This window comes from Fischerella sp., from assembly GCF_013388695.1.
GTDB lineage: Bacteria > Cyanobacteriota > Cyanobacteriia > Cyanobacteriales > Nostocaceae > PCC9605.
This window is the reverse complement of sequence record NZ_JACAEU010000069.1, coordinates 1-18,656: the sequence shown is the minus strand read 5'-3', so window position 1 is coordinate 18,656 and position 18,656 is coordinate 1. Positions and strand designations below refer to the sequence as shown.

18 protein-coding genes and 1 pseudogene are annotated in these 18,656 nt (G+C 39.8%); 8 read left to right on the top strand and 11 right to left on the bottom strand.

What is annotated here, in order from left to right; genetic code table 11:
• A partial coding sequence (locus HXY43_RS09490; RefSeq protein WP_290882652.1) for a hypothetical protein occupies nt 1-233 on the top strand: 233 nt, incomplete at its 5' end.
• A gap of 69 nt (nt 234-302) precedes the next feature.
• On the opposite strand, the gene HXY43_RS09485 is transcribed toward HXY43_RS09490, so the two are convergent.
• Nucleotides 303-488: a hypothetical protein gene (locus tag HXY43_RS09485; protein ID WP_290882649.1), complete on the bottom strand. Its 186-nt coding sequence runs from the start codon at nt 486-488 to the stop codon at nt 303-305.
• Nucleotides 489-959: 471 nt separating this feature from the next.
• Here HXY43_RS09485 and HXY43_RS09480 point away from each other — a divergent pair, with 471 nt between their 5' ends.
• Nucleotides 960-1,259 carry a hypothetical protein gene (locus HXY43_RS09480; RefSeq protein WP_290882646.1) on the top strand — a complete coding sequence of 100 codons (300 nt, stop codon included), beginning with the start codon at nt 960-962 and terminating at the stop codon, nt 1,257-1,259.
• 296 nt (nt 1,260-1,555) lie between these two features.
• Nucleotides 1,556-2,647, top strand: coding sequence for a threonine synthase (gene thrC, locus HXY43_RS09475; RefSeq protein ID WP_290882643.1), 1,092 nt, complete (start codon nt 1,556-1,558; stop codon nt 2,645-2,647).
• Nucleotides 2,648-2,719: 72 nt separating this feature from the next.
• Here thrC and HXY43_RS09470 read toward each other — a convergent pair whose 3' ends face one another.
• Nucleotides 2,720-3,229 (bottom strand): hypothetical protein, encoded by a 510-nt coding sequence (locus tag HXY43_RS09470; protein ID WP_290882640.1) that lies wholly within the window; start codon nt 3,227-3,229, stop codon nt 2,720-2,722.
• 182 nt (nt 3,230-3,411) lie between these two features.
• On the opposite strand from HXY43_RS09470, the gene HXY43_RS09465 reads away from it, so the two are divergent.
• The 4 genes and pseudogenes from HXY43_RS09465 to HXY43_RS26945 all read left to right on the top strand — a co-directional run.
• Nucleotides 3,412-3,918, top strand: coding sequence for a DUF4112 domain-containing protein (locus tag HXY43_RS09465; RefSeq protein ID WP_026732085.1), 507 nt, complete (start codon nt 3,412-3,414; stop codon nt 3,916-3,918).
• Nucleotides 3,919-3,938: 20 nt separating this feature from the next.
• Nucleotides 3,939-4,874, top strand: a complete 936-nt coding sequence (locus tag HXY43_RS09460; protein WP_290882637.1) for an alpha/beta hydrolase — start codon at nt 3,939-3,941, stop codon at nt 4,872-4,874.
• Nucleotides 4,875-5,496: 622 nt separating this feature from the next.
• A complete protein-coding gene (locus HXY43_RS09455; protein ID WP_290882635.1) occupies nt 5,497-6,237 on the top strand; it encodes an MHYT domain-containing protein in 741 nt (246 codons plus the stop codon).
• Between the two features lie 914 nt (nt 6,238-7,151).
• Nucleotides 7,152-7,473: pseudogene (locus HXY43_RS26945) on the top strand (amino acid transporter); the annotation flags it as partial.
• A 115-nt stretch (nt 7,474-7,588) separates the two neighbouring features.
• Here HXY43_RS26945 and egtD read toward each other — a convergent pair.
• The 3 genes from egtD to egtC all read right to left on the bottom strand — a co-directional run bounded on the left by egtD (nt 7,589) and on the right by egtC (nt 10,893).
• The gene (egtD, locus tag HXY43_RS09445; protein WP_290882630.1) at nt 7,589-8,611 is read right to left on the bottom strand and encodes an L-histidine N(alpha)-methyltransferase; all 1,023 of its coding nucleotides are present in this window, start codon (nt 8,609-8,611) and stop codon (nt 7,589-7,591) included.
• A gap of 223 nt (nt 8,612-8,834) precedes the next feature.
• The gene (egtB, locus tag HXY43_RS09440; RefSeq protein WP_290882628.1) at nt 8,835-10,130 is read right to left on the bottom strand and encodes an ergothioneine biosynthesis protein EgtB; all 1,296 of its coding nucleotides are present in this window, start codon (nt 10,128-10,130) and stop codon (nt 8,835-8,837) included.
• Nucleotides 10,105-10,893 carry an ergothioneine biosynthesis protein EgtC gene (gene egtC, locus HXY43_RS09435; protein ID WP_290882625.1) on the bottom strand — a complete coding sequence of 263 codons (789 nt, stop codon included), beginning with the start codon at nt 10,891-10,893 and terminating at the stop codon, nt 10,105-10,107. The genes egtB and egtC overlap by 26 nt, the downstream gene beginning before the upstream one ends.
• A 509-nt stretch (nt 10,894-11,402) precedes the next feature.
• On the opposite strand from egtC, the gene HXY43_RS09430 reads away from it, so the two are divergent.
• The gene (locus HXY43_RS09430; RefSeq protein ID WP_290882622.1) at nt 11,403-12,881 is read left to right on the top strand and encodes an ammonium permease; all 1,479 of its coding nucleotides are present in this window, start codon (nt 11,403-11,405) and stop codon (nt 12,879-12,881) included.
• A 317-nt stretch (nt 12,882-13,198) separates the two neighbouring features.
• Here HXY43_RS09430 and HXY43_RS09425 read toward each other — a convergent pair whose 3' ends face one another.
• The 6 genes from HXY43_RS09425 to HXY43_RS09400 form a co-directional block, all read right to left on the bottom strand.
• Entirely contained in the window at nt 13,199-14,314 is a 1,116-nt protein-coding gene (locus HXY43_RS09425; RefSeq protein WP_290882618.1) for a hypothetical protein, read from the bottom strand.
• A gap of 9 nt (nt 14,315-14,323) precedes the next feature.
• Entirely contained in the window at nt 14,324-16,612 is a 2,289-nt protein-coding gene (locus HXY43_RS09420) for an AAA-like domain-containing protein (RefSeq protein WP_290882615.1), read from the bottom strand.
• 287 nt (nt 16,613-16,899) lie between these two features.
• On the bottom strand, nt 16,900-17,145 hold the full coding sequence (locus HXY43_RS09415; protein ID WP_367161475.1) for an MvdC/MvdD family ATP grasp protein: 246 nt from the start codon (nt 17,143-17,145) through the stop codon (nt 16,900-16,902).
• A 122-nt stretch (nt 17,146-17,267) separates the two neighbouring features.
• Complete coding sequence (locus tag HXY43_RS09410; RefSeq protein ID WP_290882611.1) at nt 17,268-17,648, bottom strand: DUF423 domain-containing protein; 381 nt, start codon at nt 17,646-17,648, stop codon at nt 17,268-17,270.
• 20 nt (nt 17,649-17,668) lie between these two features.
• Entirely contained in the window at nt 17,669-18,154 is a 486-nt protein-coding gene (locus HXY43_RS09405; protein WP_026732075.1) for a hypothetical protein, read from the bottom strand.
• Nucleotides 18,155-18,500: 346 nt separating this feature from the next.
• The coding region (locus tag HXY43_RS09400) for a transposase (protein ID WP_290882654.1) at nt 18,501-18,656 on the bottom strand (156 nt) is incomplete at its 5' end.

The window sequence follows — 18,656 nt, the reverse complement described above, 5'->3', positions numbered from 1 at the left end:
TGGTGAGACCAGCCCCCGTCTTGGCGGTTCCCGTCACGATGGGGGACTGGCGAACCCGAAGGGTGTTTCCAGAATTCTTTTTTCACCACCAAGACACTAAGACACCAAGAAAAATCCATACAATTTTTAACACCGATCGCCAAGCTTTTGATGTTATATCCATTCGCTTTTCTGGTGGAGAATGCCAACAACTACAATCTCAAGTGTTGGTCAGCCAAAATACAAAGCCATAAGTAACATCAGCCCCCCGCTGATACTTCTAACAGTGCTGCGATTGGCGATCGTTGTTTTCTTGCTAGCAGCTATTCTTCCTTGCCAGTGGCTGCTAAGCGTTGCATTTTCAGGTATTGCAACTGTTGTAGTAGACAGTCCACTTCTGCTTGCAAGTGCATGAATTTAACTTGCTGATCTGCTTGATAAAAACACTTATCTAACTTTGTTACCCAGGCACTCTGGGATTCACGTTCGGAAATACCAGATGTAGACATTGCTTAATCGATCCGTAACTTGAACTCACACCTTTAGAGATATTATAATAAGGAAGTTTAAATAATTATTAAATAATTATATAATTCCTATCTGTCTTTGTAATAGATTGCAGTCTGTGTATTGTAGGACTGCGGATAGAATAGCTTTGTTCCAAACAAAACGCTAGTGTTATTAGTTATTACTCTTTCGTACGTGTATATAAAAAAATTTTGAACCACTAAGACACTAAGACACAAAGGCTGACTGGTGTTTAGATGATTGCGTAAGTTAAGTTAATTTCGCCGATAACTATATCAATTGGGACTTTAACTTACACAATCTTAGGAGAGTGCAACATGCGGCGAATTGGAATTATAGGGGCAGGCTAAGCAGGTCTTCACCTGGATGCACGAGTTTGTCAAAAGAGGCAGTCCATAAACATGAGCAAAAAGCCTTCTCGCATTCTATGAATAAATGGCGTTGCTGATTTCATGATAGTTTACGAGAATTACATGAGAGTGCGATCGCTCCGCAAGTTGTTGAAAGAGTGGATCGATCAAAGAGTCGAAGATGTGGTCAGTGACTATGCTGGCTATGCGCCTTTCGGTTTCGGATATCGTCGCTGTCCTGGCGAGTTGCTCACGGTTGAGGTGTTCAAGGATTTCTTCAGAAAGGTATGGAACGACAAAATCGAGTTCGAGAAACTCAACCTACCAGACCCAGAAAAGCTTCCGATCGGGCCCACAACAGTCATTGATGACAATATTGGGTTTACCAAGCCGATGTCGTAAAGGGCGCTTGTCGCGGGGTTGAGGGCATTGACTCAAACTTAAATCCATTGATACTCCCTACGGCGCTTCTAGCCGTGGAGAGTGTCAATCATAGTCGAGGAAGTGTCAAAAAATGTGGCGCAAAGCTTCCCAGAGACACAGCTAAAACGCTAGACTGACATTCTAAGAATTTGTTGTTTGTTAGTGGTTATTTGTTATTTGGATTTTACTGTTTAGTTTTCAACACCCAACAACCAACACCCAACAACCAACACCCAACAACCAACACCCAACAACATTAAAATAAGCCCAGAAAAGTGACATTAAGCCTGTCTGCAATTACATCTCATCGCCAACCCTGGCCCGGACTCATAGAGCAATATCGCGAATACTTGCCTGTCAGCGAAACAACGCCGATTGTCACCTTATTAGAAGGTAATACTCCTCTCATCCCAGCTGATGCGATCGCACAACGCATTGGCAGACAAGTACGTGTCTTTGTCAAATACGACGGTCTTAACCCTACTGGTAGCTTCAAAGACCGAGGAATGACAATGGCAATTTCCAAAGCCAAGGAGGCTGGGGCTAAGGCGGTAATTTGTGCCAGCACGGGCAACACCTCAGCAGCAGCAGCGGCTTATGCTAGACGTGGGGGAATGCGTGCTTTTGTATTAATTCCTGATGGCTATGTGGCGCTAGGTAAATTGGCGCAAGCACTGCTGTATGGTGCAGAGGTGCTGGCAATTAAAGGTAATTTTGACCGCGCCCTAGAAATTGTGCGCGAAATGGCAGAAGCTTATCCTGTGACTTTGGTGAATTCAGTTAATCCCTACCGTTTAGAAGGTCAGAAAACCGCTGCGTTTGAAATTGTCGATGTTCTGGGCAATGCTCCCGACTGGTTGTGTATACCGGTGGGTAATGCGGGTAATATCACAGCATATTGGATGGGGTTTTGTCAATATCATCAAGCCGGAAAATGCGATCGCTTACCGCGAATGATGGGCTTTCAAGCTGCTGGTGCAGCACCCTTGGTTACAGGTAAGCCAGTACCGCATCCAGAAACTATTGCCACAGCGATCAGAATTGGTAATCCCGCCAGTTGGGAAAAAGCTGTTGCTGTCAAATCAGCGAGTACGGGGAATTTCCAAGCCGTCACCGATGCAGAAATTCTCGAAGCCTATCGATTATTAGCACGAGAAGAAGGTATTTTTTGCGAACCTGCCAGTGCTGCTTCGGTAGCAGGTCTGTTGCAAGTGAAAGACCGAGTTCCTACAGGTGCGACAGTAGTTTGCGTCCTCACTGGCAACGGTTTGAAAGATCCAGATACAGCCATCAAACACAGTGAGAGTCAATTTAAACAAGGTATAGAACCAGAAATTAAAGCTGTAGCTGGGGCGATGGGGTTTTAAAAGAGTGGAGGAGTGGGAGAGTGGGAGAATGAAAGATATACTAAATTGTTGTTCTGTCTCTTTTTTCCACTCTTATTTCCCCCCTCTCCCTCTGTTCCCCTCTCCCACTCTTATTTCCCCCCTCTCCCCCTCCTCTTCTTTGCCTCGTTGCTGTGCTAAGCTATCAATCGCATCACCCAAAGCGGTAGTGAGGCTTTTACGAGTTTGGGCGTGGTTGTCTTGTTCAGTTTTCAGTGCATGTTGTAAGCGATCGCGTTCTTTAATGACAGTAATAAGTTTGGTTTTTAAATCTTCCACAGATTTGATTGGCGCTAATTCTTGTTGAATCGCCACTGTCGCTGTGGCGTCATGAAGTTGGGCTTCTTCAATACCTTGCAGGCGCTGGATTTGGGTTTTTAAAGAAGCGATCGCCTGTTTCGATAGCTGAGCATCAGTTCGGCGCTGTTCTGCTTCAGTGTTGTAGAGTTTACGCCATTTTTCCGCACTTTCCCAAGCCGCATCGCGTTCTTTTTGCAACTGTGCCAGCTGTTGTTTCAGCGTTTGAATTTCATTTAACCATTGCTGCGTTAGTTCTTGACTCATATGTAATGGGTAATGGGTGATGGTTGTTAGTTAGTTGTTGTTTGGAACAATCACCAACCAACAACCAACAACCAACAACACTATTTTTGTAAATATTGTTACTTATACCAAAAATATTCTTGAAAACTTCCAACATGGGAGTAGAATATTTACGATTTCATTATAGAAATGCGATCGCCTGCATGAGTGAGCCACCTCTTCGCTTTTCCACCATTGAACCAGAAGCTAAAGCACCTACTTTGAGGCGACTGCGCCAGCTTAGCCGCCTGCTAGATCGAGCTATTGTGATTCCTGGAACGCGCCTTGGTATTGGTCTAGATCCAATTATCGGATTTATACCTATTGGAGGTGATTTCTTGGGTGTTATGCTTTCTGCCTACATAGTTCTAGAAGCCGCACGCTTGGGTGTACCAGCAGCCACCTTGGGCAAAATGGTGATTAATATCATCATCGATGGTTTGGTTGGTGCCATACCAATGCTAGGAGACTTTTTTGATATTGCCTGGATGGCGAACGAGCATAATATCAGATTGCTAGAAGAATACTTAAGGTTTCCAGGACAAAAGCAAAGCGCAGACGGATGGTTTGTATTTGCAGTTTTGATTGGATTATTACTTGTCGCCGTTGTCTTAGTAGCATTGCCTGTGATAATAATTAGACTGCTGTGGGGAGCTTTAACTGGCAGTTAGATGAATGATTTACAAAACGAATGAAAGATTGGTGGCAAGTTACTTTTCCTAAAGGGCGGCAAAGTCTGACAATTACTGATGCTCATGGATATCCCGTACAAATTGCTTATGGGGAAATAGGTAGTGGTAGACCCATAGTTTTATTACATGGTATGGGTAGCTGGAGTTATAATTGGCGACATATCATCCAGCCTTTATCTAAATACTTTCGGGTAATTTGTTTTGATGCTAAAGGTTACGGTTTTTCCGAGAAACCTTTGTCTCGTCGAGAACAAAACGGTCATCAAGTCATCGAATTAGAGCGAATTATTCAGTCGCTAAGTGATGAACCTGTGACAATTGTGGCAGAATCATTGGGTGGATTAGTTGCCCTTGCTTCGGCTCAAGAAAATCCGCAGCTAATAGCGCGGTTAGTAGTAGTAAATGTACCAATTTTTGCTGAGCAGCTTCCTCATTGGGGAATGTCATTGCTTGCCCAAACTCCGCTAGAAGTGGTGCAAACAATTGATTCTTTACGTTTAGCAAATCTGCTAGCACCATTTGTAAGAGAAGTTATAGCAATCGAACGACGCAAGGTACTGTTCGATCCATCAGTTCTGACACAAGAAGACGTTTACTGGATAACATACCCGTATATTGAATTCACTGGTACTCTCACCAAAGTTGCTGAAGAGGTGCAAATAGCGGTACGGGAAATTGAGAATTTTAAAGCAAATAAACCAAATTTGCTCAGCAAGATTCAAAACAAACTCGATAGCATTGATTGTCCTACACTCGTTTTGTGGGGCGAACAAGATAGTTGGTTTCCTGCTAGTCATGGTAAAAAGTTGCATCAACGTCTTCCTAATTCCAGGTTGCAAATTTTGCCAAACTGTTGTCATGATGCTTCAACTGGTGCTTCAAAAGTCTTGAGTACAGCTATTCTCAAATTTCTGCAAGATACGGATTTTTGTTAGATTTGTATGCGAAAAATAGCTCTTCAGACTAAAAAAGTCTAGATGGCACTTACACACTCCCTGTTTCCTGCGGGAAGTTATCCGCAGGGCATCTACAAAGCAGGAAATCTCTGCATGGTGCTGGCTCAGTCCTAGCAATACGATACATATAATATTTTTACTACCAGTATTCAACATGATAAAAAAGTAACTTCTTTTCAGAAGATTGAATAAATAGTTACAAAAAGATATGTATCAAATATATATATTTAATATACACCTATATAAGTGTATTTCAAGATATACTTATTTTTAATGTGATTAAAATAACAATCATTGGCGACTTCTTTTAATAACTTTAGTAGCAAAAAATTCAATTTAATTTGGTTAATGTGCCTGATGACTTTCGATTTGATGCCATGAGATTATGATCTGAGCGTTTAGAAATGTAAAAAATATCAATGAGCATTAATAAACGAAAATCTTTTTATCACAGTACAAATTAAATATGCTTAGTAAAAATATGACACCATGAGTTAGAAAAATCATCAAGATTCTAATTACTATCCTTACAATTTATATAAATTAGCTACTAGCAATAATACGAGTAATTTAGATAAAAATTTTTTACCAATATAATTTCATGCAAATATCTTACGATCTTAGGTTTGTTGCACTTTCAGTACTTATAGCAGTGATTGGTTCTTATGCCGTACTGGGTATTTTGCCTTTGTTTACCCAGAAAGAAAATGAAAGTAGATTTACGGCAGTAACTGCGGGCCTATTGATGGGAGTCGGTATCTGGACGATGCACTTTATAGGTATGAAGGCTCTCAAAACAGAAGTGCAGGTCAATTATGACATTTTAATCACAGTTTTATCAATTTTCCCAGCAGTAATTGGAGCGAGTGCTGCATTTTATATGCTCATTCCCAAAACTACAAATAAACCTTCTAGGCAAAGTTTGTTAATAAGCGCCTTGATCATGGCGATAAGCATTTCAATTATGCATTACACGGGAATGGCAGCTATGATGATGTCTGCAAGAATTAACTATAATTATTTACTTTTTACATTATCTATTATTATTGCTTTTGTAGCATCCTATATATCGCTGGGATATTTTGTTAATTTTGGCTCTTCACGCTATATCAAGTTCAGAAGACAAAGGAAAACCTTTACAGCAATATTAATGGGGATAACAATTTCGTTGATGCATTATACTGGGATGGCAGCTACAAATTTTATTCCTGACTCTACAGTTAGTAACAATTCTCCACTACTATTAAATGAATATGCTTTGTATGGTCTAGCATTTTATTGCGGGTTTATGTTGATTATAGTTTCACTGATTGTTACAGTCACGGGAAGTAAGGCACGTTGAGTAATTTTCGTGATTAGTGATATAAATTTGACACAATAATAAATACCTTGAAAAGTCAGGGATGGTGAGGTAACTGAATTAAGTAGCTCACTCTCAAAAATAAGAGTGGGAGTCAGCATACCAATCGCTTGTTACTCCCACTCTGACATTTACCACTGGAGCGAACAGGAACATATACAGACGCTGCCATTTGTTTAGGGGGTTAAGGTGTGGAACAGCGCCAATACGCATCGGATATTCCTGTTGAGGCAAATGTCAAATCTAATTATTAATATTTATTGAATAGAAAAATAATTTGTGTATCATGTTTACATGTGCTTTCTACTCATCTGTAAATGGTTGGGTAGAGAGTGTACCACAAAAATATTTTTGATTGTGATACACCCTGATAACAACACCCTTGAAGTCGTTTATCTTTCTGTAATTTAACTGAATAAATCAGGGTTAGGTTGCCATTTTGGCAAGTTTTTTCATCAGCAAAAAATCAAAAAAAACGTGAAAGCATAGCAGTAAAATACTAATTTTGCTAGCCAAAATGCTCTAATTACATTAGCAAGATTGAGCCATAGTATAACCAAAATAAAATGTCGTAATTAACGAAACACAGTGGAAAAATAAGTTTTATATTTTTAATTTGTAGCTAAAAGTATGATGGGTGATACCCATCATCACTTAGTCAGTTGTAAACTGATATATGTCTATCTAGCAATTTTTTTCATTAGGTTAGTCAAGAGTTAACAGTCCAAAATCCAGATGAATACTTGACTCTTAACTCTGGATGCTGACTATAAGTAAGTATGAAATTTTTATTTTTTGTTGTGCACTTTATTCATAACAAAGAATGAACATTTCACCCCAAATTGCCAAAATTGCAACAACGCGATCGCCTAAGACTCAATAATTGCTAGCGAGTCTTAGAAATTCAGGTATCTGATGCCTCAGAATTCGCAAATATTATCCGGGTGAAACGAGTACACGTGGGTGAGTATCGCATTCTGCGAGTTCAAGGTGCTGCCGTACCGAATGCGATCGCAGCTATCCTTTTATATATCCGACATCAAAACAAGAAATTGCCCCATGCCTACTTCGGCTGGGCAGAGAGAGGGCAATCCAATCCAATATTTGCTGCGCTTTATCCTATTTGGTGAAGGGGATATTGCTGTAGTTACCCGTGAAGTCTTGCGTAAGGCTGATAGGAACCCTGAACGGCATCCCGCTATTCATGTTGGAGGTTAAGGGAAAGGGGCTGGGGCATAAAAATTATGAATTATGAATTATGAATTATGAAATTTTCAGTCCAATCGCATTCATCACTCATAATTCTCACTAATCCCCAATCCCCAATCCCCTACTATGCTTGTAATTTACACAGTAACAAACCGAACCATTGATTTTCGTCAGTCCACACTTTTTGTGGTACTAAACCCTTGGCTTTCAGTTCTTGCTGGATGGTATTAAGGTTGAATTTCCGGGAAATTTCGGTATGGATGGTTTCATCTGGTTCAAAATGAACATTAAGTTTGAGAGATCCTAATTCTACGCTTTGCTTACACTTGCTTTTTAAGTGCATCTCAATTTGATGTTCAGTTTCATTGTAAAATGCCCAGTGTTCAAATTGGGTGGTGTCAAAATTGCCATCAAATCGCCAATTGAGATGCTCTAACATATTCAGGTTAAACGCTGCTGTCACACCTTGGCGATCGCTATAAGCAGCTTCCAAAATATGTTTTGGCTTTTGCAAGTCTACCCCTAATAAGAAATACTCTCCCACTTGCAAAGCAGCTATAACCTGGGATAAGAACAAATCACACTCTTGCGAATTTAAATTACCCAAAGTGCTACCGATAAAACAAATCATCCGACTGGGTAATTCGCTGGGTTCAATTTGAGAAAGAGCTAATTCGTAGGTTCCTGCTAGAGCATAAACTTGCAATGAGGGATAATCTGCTAGTAGTGAAAGCGCGCTACTTTCGAGTATGCCTGCACTCACGTCAATCGGTAAATAATGCAGAGGTAAGCCTTGCTGTTGGTAGGCATCCAGCAAAATCCGGGTTTTGGTTGAACTGCCACTACCCAGCTCAACAATTTCACAAGCACCTGTTATTTGGGCAATTTCACTAGCACATTTTTGTAAAATTGCTGTCTCTGTACGCGTGAGATAATACTCTGGCAACCCACAGATTTGCTCAAATAACTCAGAACCACGGTCATCGTAGAAGTAACGTGGCGGCAGAGTTTTAGGCATCTGAGTTAGTCCCTTCACCACATCGCCTCCAGTGCTTGAAGAAATAACCAAAGTTGGTTCTAGCAAACGCTTTATTTGCAAGCGGTGTTCGGAACTAACACTGCTATTGGCAGGTTTAGATACTGTCATTACTCCTCCATTGACTTGGTCTGATGGAACGCTTTCTACTGCGAACCCCAAACCTCAGCTAGTGAAACACAAAGCGATGCCCCATAGCATCACGCTTAAGCTAGATTAATTGTGGGCTATACCTGTCTGTTTGGATTTTTTGATTAATTTGGCAGAGACTTGTTAGTGGTTAGTGGTTAGTGGTAACACAACTAACCACTAACCACTAACTACTAACCATTTCCTATCGAACACAACGAAACCCTGCTAAAATCTGGCGCACGCTGGGATGATACCAATTGCGAAAACTACATCGTAGCGCCCAAGGACGAGTTGCCCAACTACCACCTTTTAAAACACGATGTTGATGGTCAAAATAAACCTGCGAGTACCCAATGTAAGGGTAATACTGAAAGCCTTCATAGCTATCAAACCAGGTAGCTGTCCACTCCCAGACATTGCCTAAAGTATCGTACAAACCATAGGCGCTTTGTCCAGCAGGGTAAGTATCTACTGCTGCTGTCTTACCCATGTTGGTATCGTAGTTGCAATATTTGGGTGTTGGTTCTTCATCTCCCCAAGGATAGATGCGGCAACGATTAACTTTTGCATCCCAACTCGCTGCTTTCTCCCACTCGGCTTCTGTAGGTAAGCGTTTTCCTACAAACCGAGCATAGGCTTCTGCTTCGTACCAACTAACACCGCAAACTGGGTGATTATCCCAGGCTGGATCTTCACACCAGTAGAGGGGTTGGGTCACTTTTTCTGTTTGCAGCCATTCCCAACCTGCTACTGACCACCACTGCGAATTTTTATAACCCCCCGCTGTCATAAATGTTCGATATTGCCCACAAGTCACAGGGTAACGGTCAATATAGTAAGTATCCAGATATACCCAATGGGCTGGGCGCTCATTGTCCAAAGCATCTGCCGAGTTGTTACCCATCTCAAATTCACCAGCAGGGATTTGGATCATCTCTACCTGCTTCGCAGAGTCCAAAGTAACTAAATTTGACTCTTGACTCTGTACAGACGTGCCATGGCACGTCTCTACAACTCTTGACTTTTGACTCTTGACTCTTGACTCTTGACTTTTGACTAATTCCAACACAAAGGTAATAATCTCGCTGTGCTGGCTTTCGTGCTGAATTAAAAAGCGCCAAAGAGGTTCTTGTATTTCTAAATCAGCGACTTCTAAATAATCCAGGACTTTTTCTCTGACTGTGTCTAGGTAATAACGAATTTCTTTTAGTTTGGGTAATTTGACGCGATCGCGTTTTGGTAAACCATCAGCAGCAAATAGCTTACGGTATTGGGGAAACATACAGGGTAAGCCTGCATTATGCTCTAGTAGCCACAAAGACTCAGTGTAAGCAATATGCCCCAAGTGCCAACCAACAGGACTAAAGTCAGGATGAGCTTGACGGCACAAGGTAGCTTCATCTATACCCTCAAACAAGGCGAGAGTTTTAGTACGACATTGAATAAAGGCGCGAGAAATTGCCTGTTTGAAACTAGATTTGCTCAATTCTAATATCACAGTCAGCTCCCACACTGATAATGCTGTTTTCTGGGCAAGGAGTCCAATTACCTGCAAACAGAGGTTCTGAGGCAATAATGACGGCATTGGGGAAAGTTGGATCGTTAGCTGTCCAGTAAAGAGAAGGAGCAGGTGAAGTGCTGCTAAAGCGAGAAGCGATGAGGCGATCGCCATCACCGATCACTACGTTGGCGGATACGTAGGTTTGGTAACTTTGCGCCATATCTGTCAGTTTTAGCAATATAACTTGTAAAGCTTGCTCCAGAGTTTTGCCTGGGTTTGCTTGCAACTGAGACAACAGCAAAGCAAAAATATGTTCTGAATCAGTGCTTCCACTAACCCACCGATAAATTTCATCACTTATAAGTTTGCGAATTGGTAGGTATAGTGTCTGCCGAAATTTGTCAATGCGACCATTGTGAGTGAATAACAGACGTTGATATTGAAATGGCTGGCAGTTACTAAAATCCAGCGCCTGTCCCGGTGTAGCACTGCGAACGTAGGAAAGCACACACCCAGACTCCACATAGCGGCTGAGACTAGGTAAATTGATATCATTCCAAATCGGAAACGTGTTTTTGTAAATAAAAGGTTTGGTATCTTTTTGAACATGATACCAACCTACACCAAAGCCATCAGCGTTAACAACCCCAGACAGCATTTCGCGGGGTTGATAGCTTTGGACTACCAGCGAGTGTTCTGGTTCGTACAACAGAGGTTCAAGAGAAACTGGTGAACCGAGGTAGGCTAATAAACGACACATTTTTCAGGAATGGACTCCCAATAATTGTAGAGATTAAGCTTTGAAGTTGAGAATTCCCTGAAAATTATATGAATTTCTCAGCTGTCGCGATCGCTTAATTGCTTTTTTCAGCTAATCACAAGTTTACCTTGCTAATTTTTTGTGTATAAATTCCAACAGGAATAGCCTAAATTGATATCTTGCCCCATTCTCAACAAGAGGCAGAGGCTCTTAATTCATAAGAGCCAGGTTCAACCTGGTAACGAGGGATTGGAGGCTTGCTTGGGGGGTGTTGCAAGTGATGAGCCAGCGCGGTCTTGGGGGTTTTCTCGTCACTTTAGTGGTATTTGTTAGACGCAATAAAAATAAACATCAAAACATATCTGCGGTGTGAAATATTGTATAAAACAACTAAATTCCCACCAATACTGCTAAAATCAATGCCTACAAGGAAATTTATAGGATTCCATTTCAAAAAAAACCGAATCTCAAGATATTTCTACATCAACCTACTTTTAGCCACTATTATAGTGCTGGTTTGGATGGAAGCTGCGATCGCGCAAGTTCCCAACACAAAACAAGAATTAAATTCCATCTGGCTGTTGATTGCAGGCGCTTTAGTCTTTTTTATGAATGCTGGCTTTGCCCTTTTAGAAACTGGCTTCTGTAGATACAACAACGCTACCAATGTCTTAGCCAAAAATCTCGTTGTTTTTTGTGTAGCGACATTAGCTTTCTGGCTCTTTGGTTTTGGATTTATGTTAGGAGATGGATACTATAACTGTTCGGGAGAAGTAGAGCAGAAATTTTTGAGTTTCTTCGGTCAAATAGGTTTTCCCTTTCAACTACCGTTTCCCCAACATTCTCATGATTTGGCTTTTCCGAATGGATTTACTTGCTTACAAGCAGATTGGCCAAATCACTCCTTTGCATCTCTATTTTTCTTTCAATTAGTTTTCGCTGGAACTGCTGCCACAATTGTATCTGGGGCAGTTGTTGAACGTGTAAAATTCTGGGCATTTTTTCTTTTCAGCTTTTTTCTTGTAGGAATTTTGTATCCTTTAACCGGTCATTGGATTTGGTCACACTATGGCTGGCTTAAACAAGTTCTGCTATTTAGAGACTTTGCCGGTTCGACAGTTGTTCATACTGTGGGTGGAACGGCTGCGTTGGTGGGAGCTTGGCTACTGAAGCCGCGATGGGGCCGCTTTAACTACGATCCTCGCCCAGATATCGAACTAAATCAACTTTCTGAACAAGAACCTCCAACAAATATTTCAGAAGAAGCTTTCACTCGTCCTAGTAACCTTGGTTATGCAACTCTTGGTTGCCTAATTTTGTGGTTAGGATGGCTAGGCTTTAATGGTGGTTCCACAACTAATTTAGAATACGTACCCCACATCATTGCCACAACTACAATTGCAGGCGCGACAGGTGGGACTATGGCTATTATCTGTAGTCCAGCTATTGTTGGTAAACCTAGCTTATCCTCAATCATCAATGGGATTTTAGGGGGTTTAGTAGGAATAACAGCCTCTTCTGCTTATGTAGATATGACAAGAGGAGCTTTCATCGGTTTTATCAGTGGGTTCGTGGTTATTCTAGGGGGAAAAGTTTTAGAAAAGCTGAAAATTGACGATCCAGCAGGTGCGATTCCTGTTCACCTTTTCTGTGGTGGTTGGGGAACTATTGCTGTAGGTCTTTTTAGTCAACCAGAATCTCTTGTATATAACACCCAGCCTTTCTTTCATAATAATCCTTTTATCCAGACAGGCTACCAACTTCTAGGTTGGTTAATTGTTTGCGGCGTTACATTGATTACAAGCCTAATAGTTTGGATCGGTATTGGTCTATTTCTATATGGTTGGGAACATTCAACGAAACAAAATCAGCCTATCATGCTGAAAGGGAATTGGTGGGAAAAGATAACTAAATTAGCAAGAAAAGGAATCAGAGTATCATCCAAGGAAGAGAAAGTAGGTAGCGATGGATTTTTTTACAAACTGTAGATCGCTACAAAGGCGACAAGAAACAGGGTGCATTCCATTAGAGGACTTTCAAATAAAAAAAATATTCAATCGTTCGCAAAACTTGGAAGACAAAGAGGACAAGGAGTAAGAAGTTGTGTGGGATGCTCCCATTGGATGATTTATTTTTTGGAGTTCCCTAGTAAACCTTAAATTGTAGGGGAGCCAGTGCGCCCTTGGAGGTTCCCGTAGACGCCCGCAGGGTAGCACCTGCTGTTCCGTTGTAGCACCTGGCGTTGCGTTAAAGCAGCGCGTAACGCACCGCCGCGCTACTTAATATTTACTTTATAAATGACCTCTTAGTATTGGGCAGCAGGGCAAGAAGATTTGAGTTGGTTGATTTTGTTTTGTATTTTATTTCCTCTGGTTGATTCCCACCGTTGGAATATACTTTTTATATCTTCGATATATTCATATTCATCGCTAATCTTACACAATATATCTACAGCTTCTTCTAATTGATTTGTATCAATTTTTGTTTGTGCTTCTTGGCGTAGAACTTGATTAAATTTATTTTCTATATCAGACGGAACAATACCCGATTTTTCTACATTTTTCCTAAAATCTTCGCATTGCTCATTTAAACTAATTCCCTGTTCTTTTCTCCAGGATAGACCTTTTGTAATCACTTTGAGTCTATTTGGAGGTTGTTTAAGAGCTTCATCAAGTTCGTAAGAAAATTTTTGACATTCGCTGACACTGCGAGCAAACTTAGATGATGGTGAAGATTGTGATGATTTCAAAATCAAAAACACTAATAAACTTATAAAACTGACAGCCAGTATAACTATGAATAAGTATGCGAACACTCGTGCAACTTCTGAAGGTCTTCTTTCATTATCTTCTGAAACTTCTGGTGTATTATTTTCTGAGGCTGCCTTGGCAACATTATTGGCATCAATAAAGCCTTCTTGAGTTTTATACAGATTTTTATCAATCCAATTTTGATTAAAAACTTGCTTGTAGATGCGGTTAGCAACTCGCAACTTTCCTGATTCTATACTTACCAAACCTGATGCCAGTAGTTCTTGTTGTTCTTGACTATCATTAAGAGGTACATAGTCTTCTTGTAAGATTCTCTGGTACAACTCCAGCAAAGTTTTGCTTTGTGTACTCTTCAAAATTTCATTTTGAATCTGCCTTAAATGAACTGAGGCTTCTTGAAATTCCCAATCTTGAATCAATCTACTTTGGATTAAACTGGCAATTATTTCGCTTTCCTTACCACTGGGAATAAAAGATGTAGATGATTCGATCATTAATTCAAAAACATTCTTGGTGAGATATTTCTGAAAAGAAGTCCAAGATAAAACTTCTTCAATAACTACATTGGGTCTATCTACTTTTTCATCTAATTCTGTAATAATACTTTTAATGTAGTTATAAATATCTTCTTTGTCTTGCTCATCAAGCATAGCTAAACCTTAAAAATTTGCTATTATACTCCAGGTAATAAAATCTCGTTCTTGCTCTGTTAATAAATCTTTGTTTGTATCTGCCCAATCTTTAGTTTTTTCTAGTTCTTCTCCAGTGAGTAATTGTGATTTGTCTTTCTGCCGAGAATCTAACCAATTAATAAATTTTATCGGCTCATAGGGTCGTGACATATTTGTTAGGGATTGGTTAATCCAGCTAAGATTAAATATGTGCTCATAGGTAAAATTTGCAACTCTTAGATTACCATTAATTTTGTCTACTAGCTTGATTTTTAGTAGTTCTTCATCTTCTTGACAATCATCTTCTAGTAATAGTTCTTCGCGTAAAATTTGCCGATACCGGATTAGCAGTCTAAAAGGATCGCAATTTGGATTTTTGAGTAGGCGATCGCTTATTTCTCTAATCGGTTGAGTCTCTGGTAGAGTTTCCCATTGCCTAATCCAGTGGGTTTGTACTAGTTGCTGGATATATTCTGCTTCACGATTGGTGGGTATAGGGGTTTGCGAATCACATATCAGCTGACAAAGTGTTTCTAAAAGATAAAGATTAGGTTTTGTCCATAAAAGAATTTCTTCAATGAGATGGCTATAAAGACGGCTAGATTTTTGCTCTAATTCAGGCATCCATTCCTGGAAGATTTTAGCAATATTTATCTTATCTTTTTCTGCAACCATCTTTAATTTTTCTATATGAACTAATAAAAGCTGATGGCGAAACTCAGCAATAGGGTGATTTGCAATATGAGTTTGCCAATTGTCTAGAATATGCGATCGCACCAAGTTATCAACCGACATCGCCTCACTTCCTACGGCTGGAAGTTGATGAAACTTTGCTAGTTCCAAAATTAGGTCATTCAGCTTTTTTTCTCCTCTAGTCCATGAGAAAACAGCTTGAACGACAGATTCGTAATTATTAATACTGCATAAACGCACTTTGGTAATGGCATCAAATAATTGGCTTTTGAACAAAAAATTCCGCTCTTGTTCAGTCAAGTTTTTTTCTTTTGCCCATTTCCATACTTTTTCCAATTCTTGTCCATATAAAAGTTGAGATTCATCTTGTTCTTGGGACGCCAACCAATTTGAGAGTTTTTCGGTATAAAGCAGAGGTATATCTGCTAAATTTTTGTTCACCCATTCTTCATTAAGAATATGTTTATAAATTTGGTTAAACAACTTTAAATTGTCTTGATCTTTAACTACTACACCTGATAACTGTAATTCTATTTGTTCAGGAATATTTTCTGAACAATAATTAATTCCTACTTCTCCCTCCTGCAAAATTTTTTGATACAAAGTTAGCCGTCGGAATTTACTTGGATTATTTCTAAGCAGAACAAGTTGGATATTCTCTAGATGTGTATGAGCATCTTTTGTTTCCCAACTATCAATCACATGTCTATTCACGAGCGTAGCGATTTTCTCTACTTCCTGACCCTTATGAATATATAATTTAGATTTAATCACTAAGCCGCAAATTATTTGAGTGAGATAGGGTTGACCACCAGTCCATTTTAAAATTTCTTTCAAAACATTTTTAGGGTGTTTAACTTTTTTCGCCAACTGCAAACCATAGGCTAAAGGTTTAGTCTCGGAAAGTTTAAAGCCAGTTAATTCAATTGTCCTACCAATAATATTTAATTTAGTATTGAGGGCAGATAGGGCTGCCACTCCAAACAGGGCAAAGTTGAGACTATTGTATGCTGATTTTACCGCGCGACGTTGGTAACAAGTGCTGATAAAAGTAAAAACATCATCTACTCTAAACCTGAGTCTAAAAATAATATCTATCTCGTCAAATAAAATTACTATTTTGTTGTGATTTATTTCTGTTAATAAAATTTTGTCAACAAAATTTAACAGCTTGTTTAAAGACGTATCTTTTTGTTGATCCCACCAAAGTTTACAATTAAATTGTTCTGAAAGTTTGAATTGATTAGCTAAATCATTAAATAATCCTTCATACCAACTATTACAAGTAGTATAAACTTGACTCATGGTTTTTAGACTAATAGCAGCACAGGTAAATCCTTGTTGTTCTAGCTTGTGTTTTGTCCGCAGCATTAAGCTAGATTTACCCATCTGACTGGCATTCAACACATAACAATACTCTCCTATTTTCAACTTCTCTAAAAGTTCTTGATCTGCCGATCGCTCAACATAGCTAGGTGCATCAGCCCTCAGGCACTCTCTCCATTGATAATAGTTATCTAGCTCTAAGTTCATTCTGTTACCTAATGGCGATCGCGGTAGTATTCCTGATACAATTAGCAACACAGTAATTTATTTATTCAAACTATCACTTATCGATACCAATCTCCACGACTTTTTTCTGTACTCAGTCTTTAAGAAAGAAATTAGTATTAATTTATACTTTTGTGTTAATCGTTGGTATACCTTTATCACTTCTTCTGCTTTACTCATACCCTTCACGCGTATGTAGAGTATCGATTTAATCAGGCATCATAAACTATATTATCAGTATTAATTATTGCTGCAAATCTATTAATTTAAAGCTTTCTATACCGCTTCAATATTTCTACATTTTTAAAAGTCGCAAAAAACTAACCGCGGCGAATATTTGGCATGGGGTCTAGGTGAAACCCTTTGATACTAGCAATCATCCCCATAACGGTGACGCGAGATTCACCAATTGATGCTTGTCGCAATTGCAAGTCCATAGTTTTGGGAATTCTTGCTCCGATCGCAATGCGACGATACCATACTGCACGTACCTCATTCAAATCTAATTGCTCATCACCGTCGATGAGAATTTGTCTTTCGCATCCCTGGCTGTAGTAGACTTCCAACTGTACTTCTGTGGGAAATCGATCTGTGTCAAAACGAAAGGCTTTTCCTCTTATCTGTTAAGTGGTGCGTTACGGCGTTAAGCCTAACGCACCCTACTGGATAATTTATTTTTTGGAAGTTCTTAATACTTCAAATTCCAAGCGGCAAATGCTAAAGCACCCCAACCTGCAATAAAGGCTGCTCCTCCTACTGGTGTAATGGCTCCTAAATATTTAATACCAGTTAAACTCAGAGCATATAAGCTGCCTGAAAAAATTGCAATGCCAATAATGAATAACCACCCACTTGCTAGCAAGCTAGGTGGCGGAGATTCGAGCCGACTTAGTAATAGTGCCACAATTAACAGTGCTAGAGCATGATACATTTGGTAACGAGCGCCTGTTTCAAAAATTAAGAGCGATCGCTCACTCATTCTTTCTCGTAATGCATGGGAAGCAAAAGCACCTGCGGCAACAGAAAGACCACCTAAGATAGCTGCTAAGCTCAAAAAAATCTGCGTCATAAAGTTCGCCAAATTATTCTTTAAAGGTCAAAATGGTAAGAAATTCCCCCCTCTTCACTAACCTTATAATTAGCATTGAATATTTTGGCTTGCTCATCAAGATATTGTCTAGCAACTGATGCTGGTAGTTGAGATTGCATCGCAAAATTTAAAAGAGTCACACGTCCATGATTTTCTTGGATCATACGATAAAAAACTGATTGCAGATGTTCGTTTACCTGTTGCTCAATTGCCTTTTTATCTTGCCGATTTTGACGGTATAATCCTAGTGCCAACCATCCCCCTAATACTAAAGTAGGAACGCCAAAGATTAAACCTTGTTTAGTTGTAGAATCAAGTGCGTAAAGAGCTTCTTGATTGCGAAAATCTGGTGCTTCATTATCTATTCCTGGGGAGATTGGTTTCAACATATTATGTTTGTCTATTGCCGCTGAAACTGATAAGGTTATAAACATGAAACCAAGTGTCAGCAGCCAACCCGCAGCTAATTTTTCACCAGTCTTCATAATTCCTCACTTGCGTCTGTTGTTTGTTGTTCGTTGTTTGTTATTTGTTGTTGGTTGTTCGTTCCAAACAACTACCAACCACCAACAAAATACATGCGTCTAAATATGAAAGTAGTAATAAATGCCTCCTTGGGGGTTGATGTCAAATGTGGCATTAAACTCTTTTGCCTTAGCATCTAGATACCTCTTTGCTTCATCACCATTTATCTCTGCTTGTTTGGCAAAAGATAATACGGAAATTTTACCGTTATTTTCTTCGAGCAGGCGATAAAAAGTAGACTGGAGGCGATCGCTTAACAGTTTTTGGTGTTGTTGACCGAGAAAATGGGTTTCAAGCCCCGTCCTTCTAGGACGGCTTTTCTTGATCTCTGATGTACTGCTTTAGAACCTCTAAGGGCGCTCCTCCAACTGATAATGCAAAATAGCTAGGACTCCAAAGCGCTTCTTTATGGGGCTTTGGTAGCCCAGCCTGCCCATATCGACGGCTAGACACCCCCTTGAG

Coding starts and splice junctions, on each gene's coding strand:
- egtC (WP_290882625.1), bottom strand. CDS start 10,893: ATGTGTCGTTTATTAGCCTACCTCGGTTCACCAGTTTCTCTTGAACCT.
- HXY43_RS09485 (WP_290882649.1), bottom strand. CDS start 488: ATGTCTACATCTGGTATTTCCGAACGTGAATCCCAGAGTGCCTGGGTA.
- HXY43_RS09425 (WP_290882618.1), bottom strand. CDS start 14,314: ATGCTTGATGAGCAAGACAAAGAAGATATTTATAACTACATTAAAAGT.
- egtD (WP_290882630.1), bottom strand. CDS start 8,611: ATGACAGTATCTAAACCTGCCAATAGCAGTGTTAGTTCCGAACACCGC.
- HXY43_RS09460 (WP_290882637.1), top strand. CDS start 3,939: ATGAAAGATTGGTGGCAAGTTACTTTTCCTAAAGGGCGGCAAAGTCTG.
- HXY43_RS09480 (WP_290882646.1), top strand. CDS start 960: ATGATAGTTTACGAGAATTACATGAGAGTGCGATCGCTCCGCAAGTTG.
- HXY43_RS09410 (WP_290882611.1), bottom strand. CDS start 17,648: ATGACGCAGATTTTTTTGAGCTTAGCAGCTATCTTAGGTGGTCTTTCT.
- HXY43_RS09470 (WP_290882640.1), bottom strand. CDS start 3,229: ATGAGTCAAGAACTAACGCAGCAATGGTTAAATGAAATTCAAACGCTG.
- HXY43_RS09465 (WP_026732085.1), top strand. CDS start 3,412: ATGAGTGAGCCACCTCTTCGCTTTTCCACCATTGAACCAGAAGCTAAA.
- HXY43_RS09405 (WP_026732075.1), bottom strand. CDS start 18,154: ATGAAGACTGGTGAAAAATTAGCTGCGGGTTGGCTGCTGACACTTGGT.
- HXY43_RS09455 (WP_290882635.1), top strand. CDS start 5,497: ATGCAAATATCTTACGATCTTAGGTTTGTTGCACTTTCAGTACTTATA.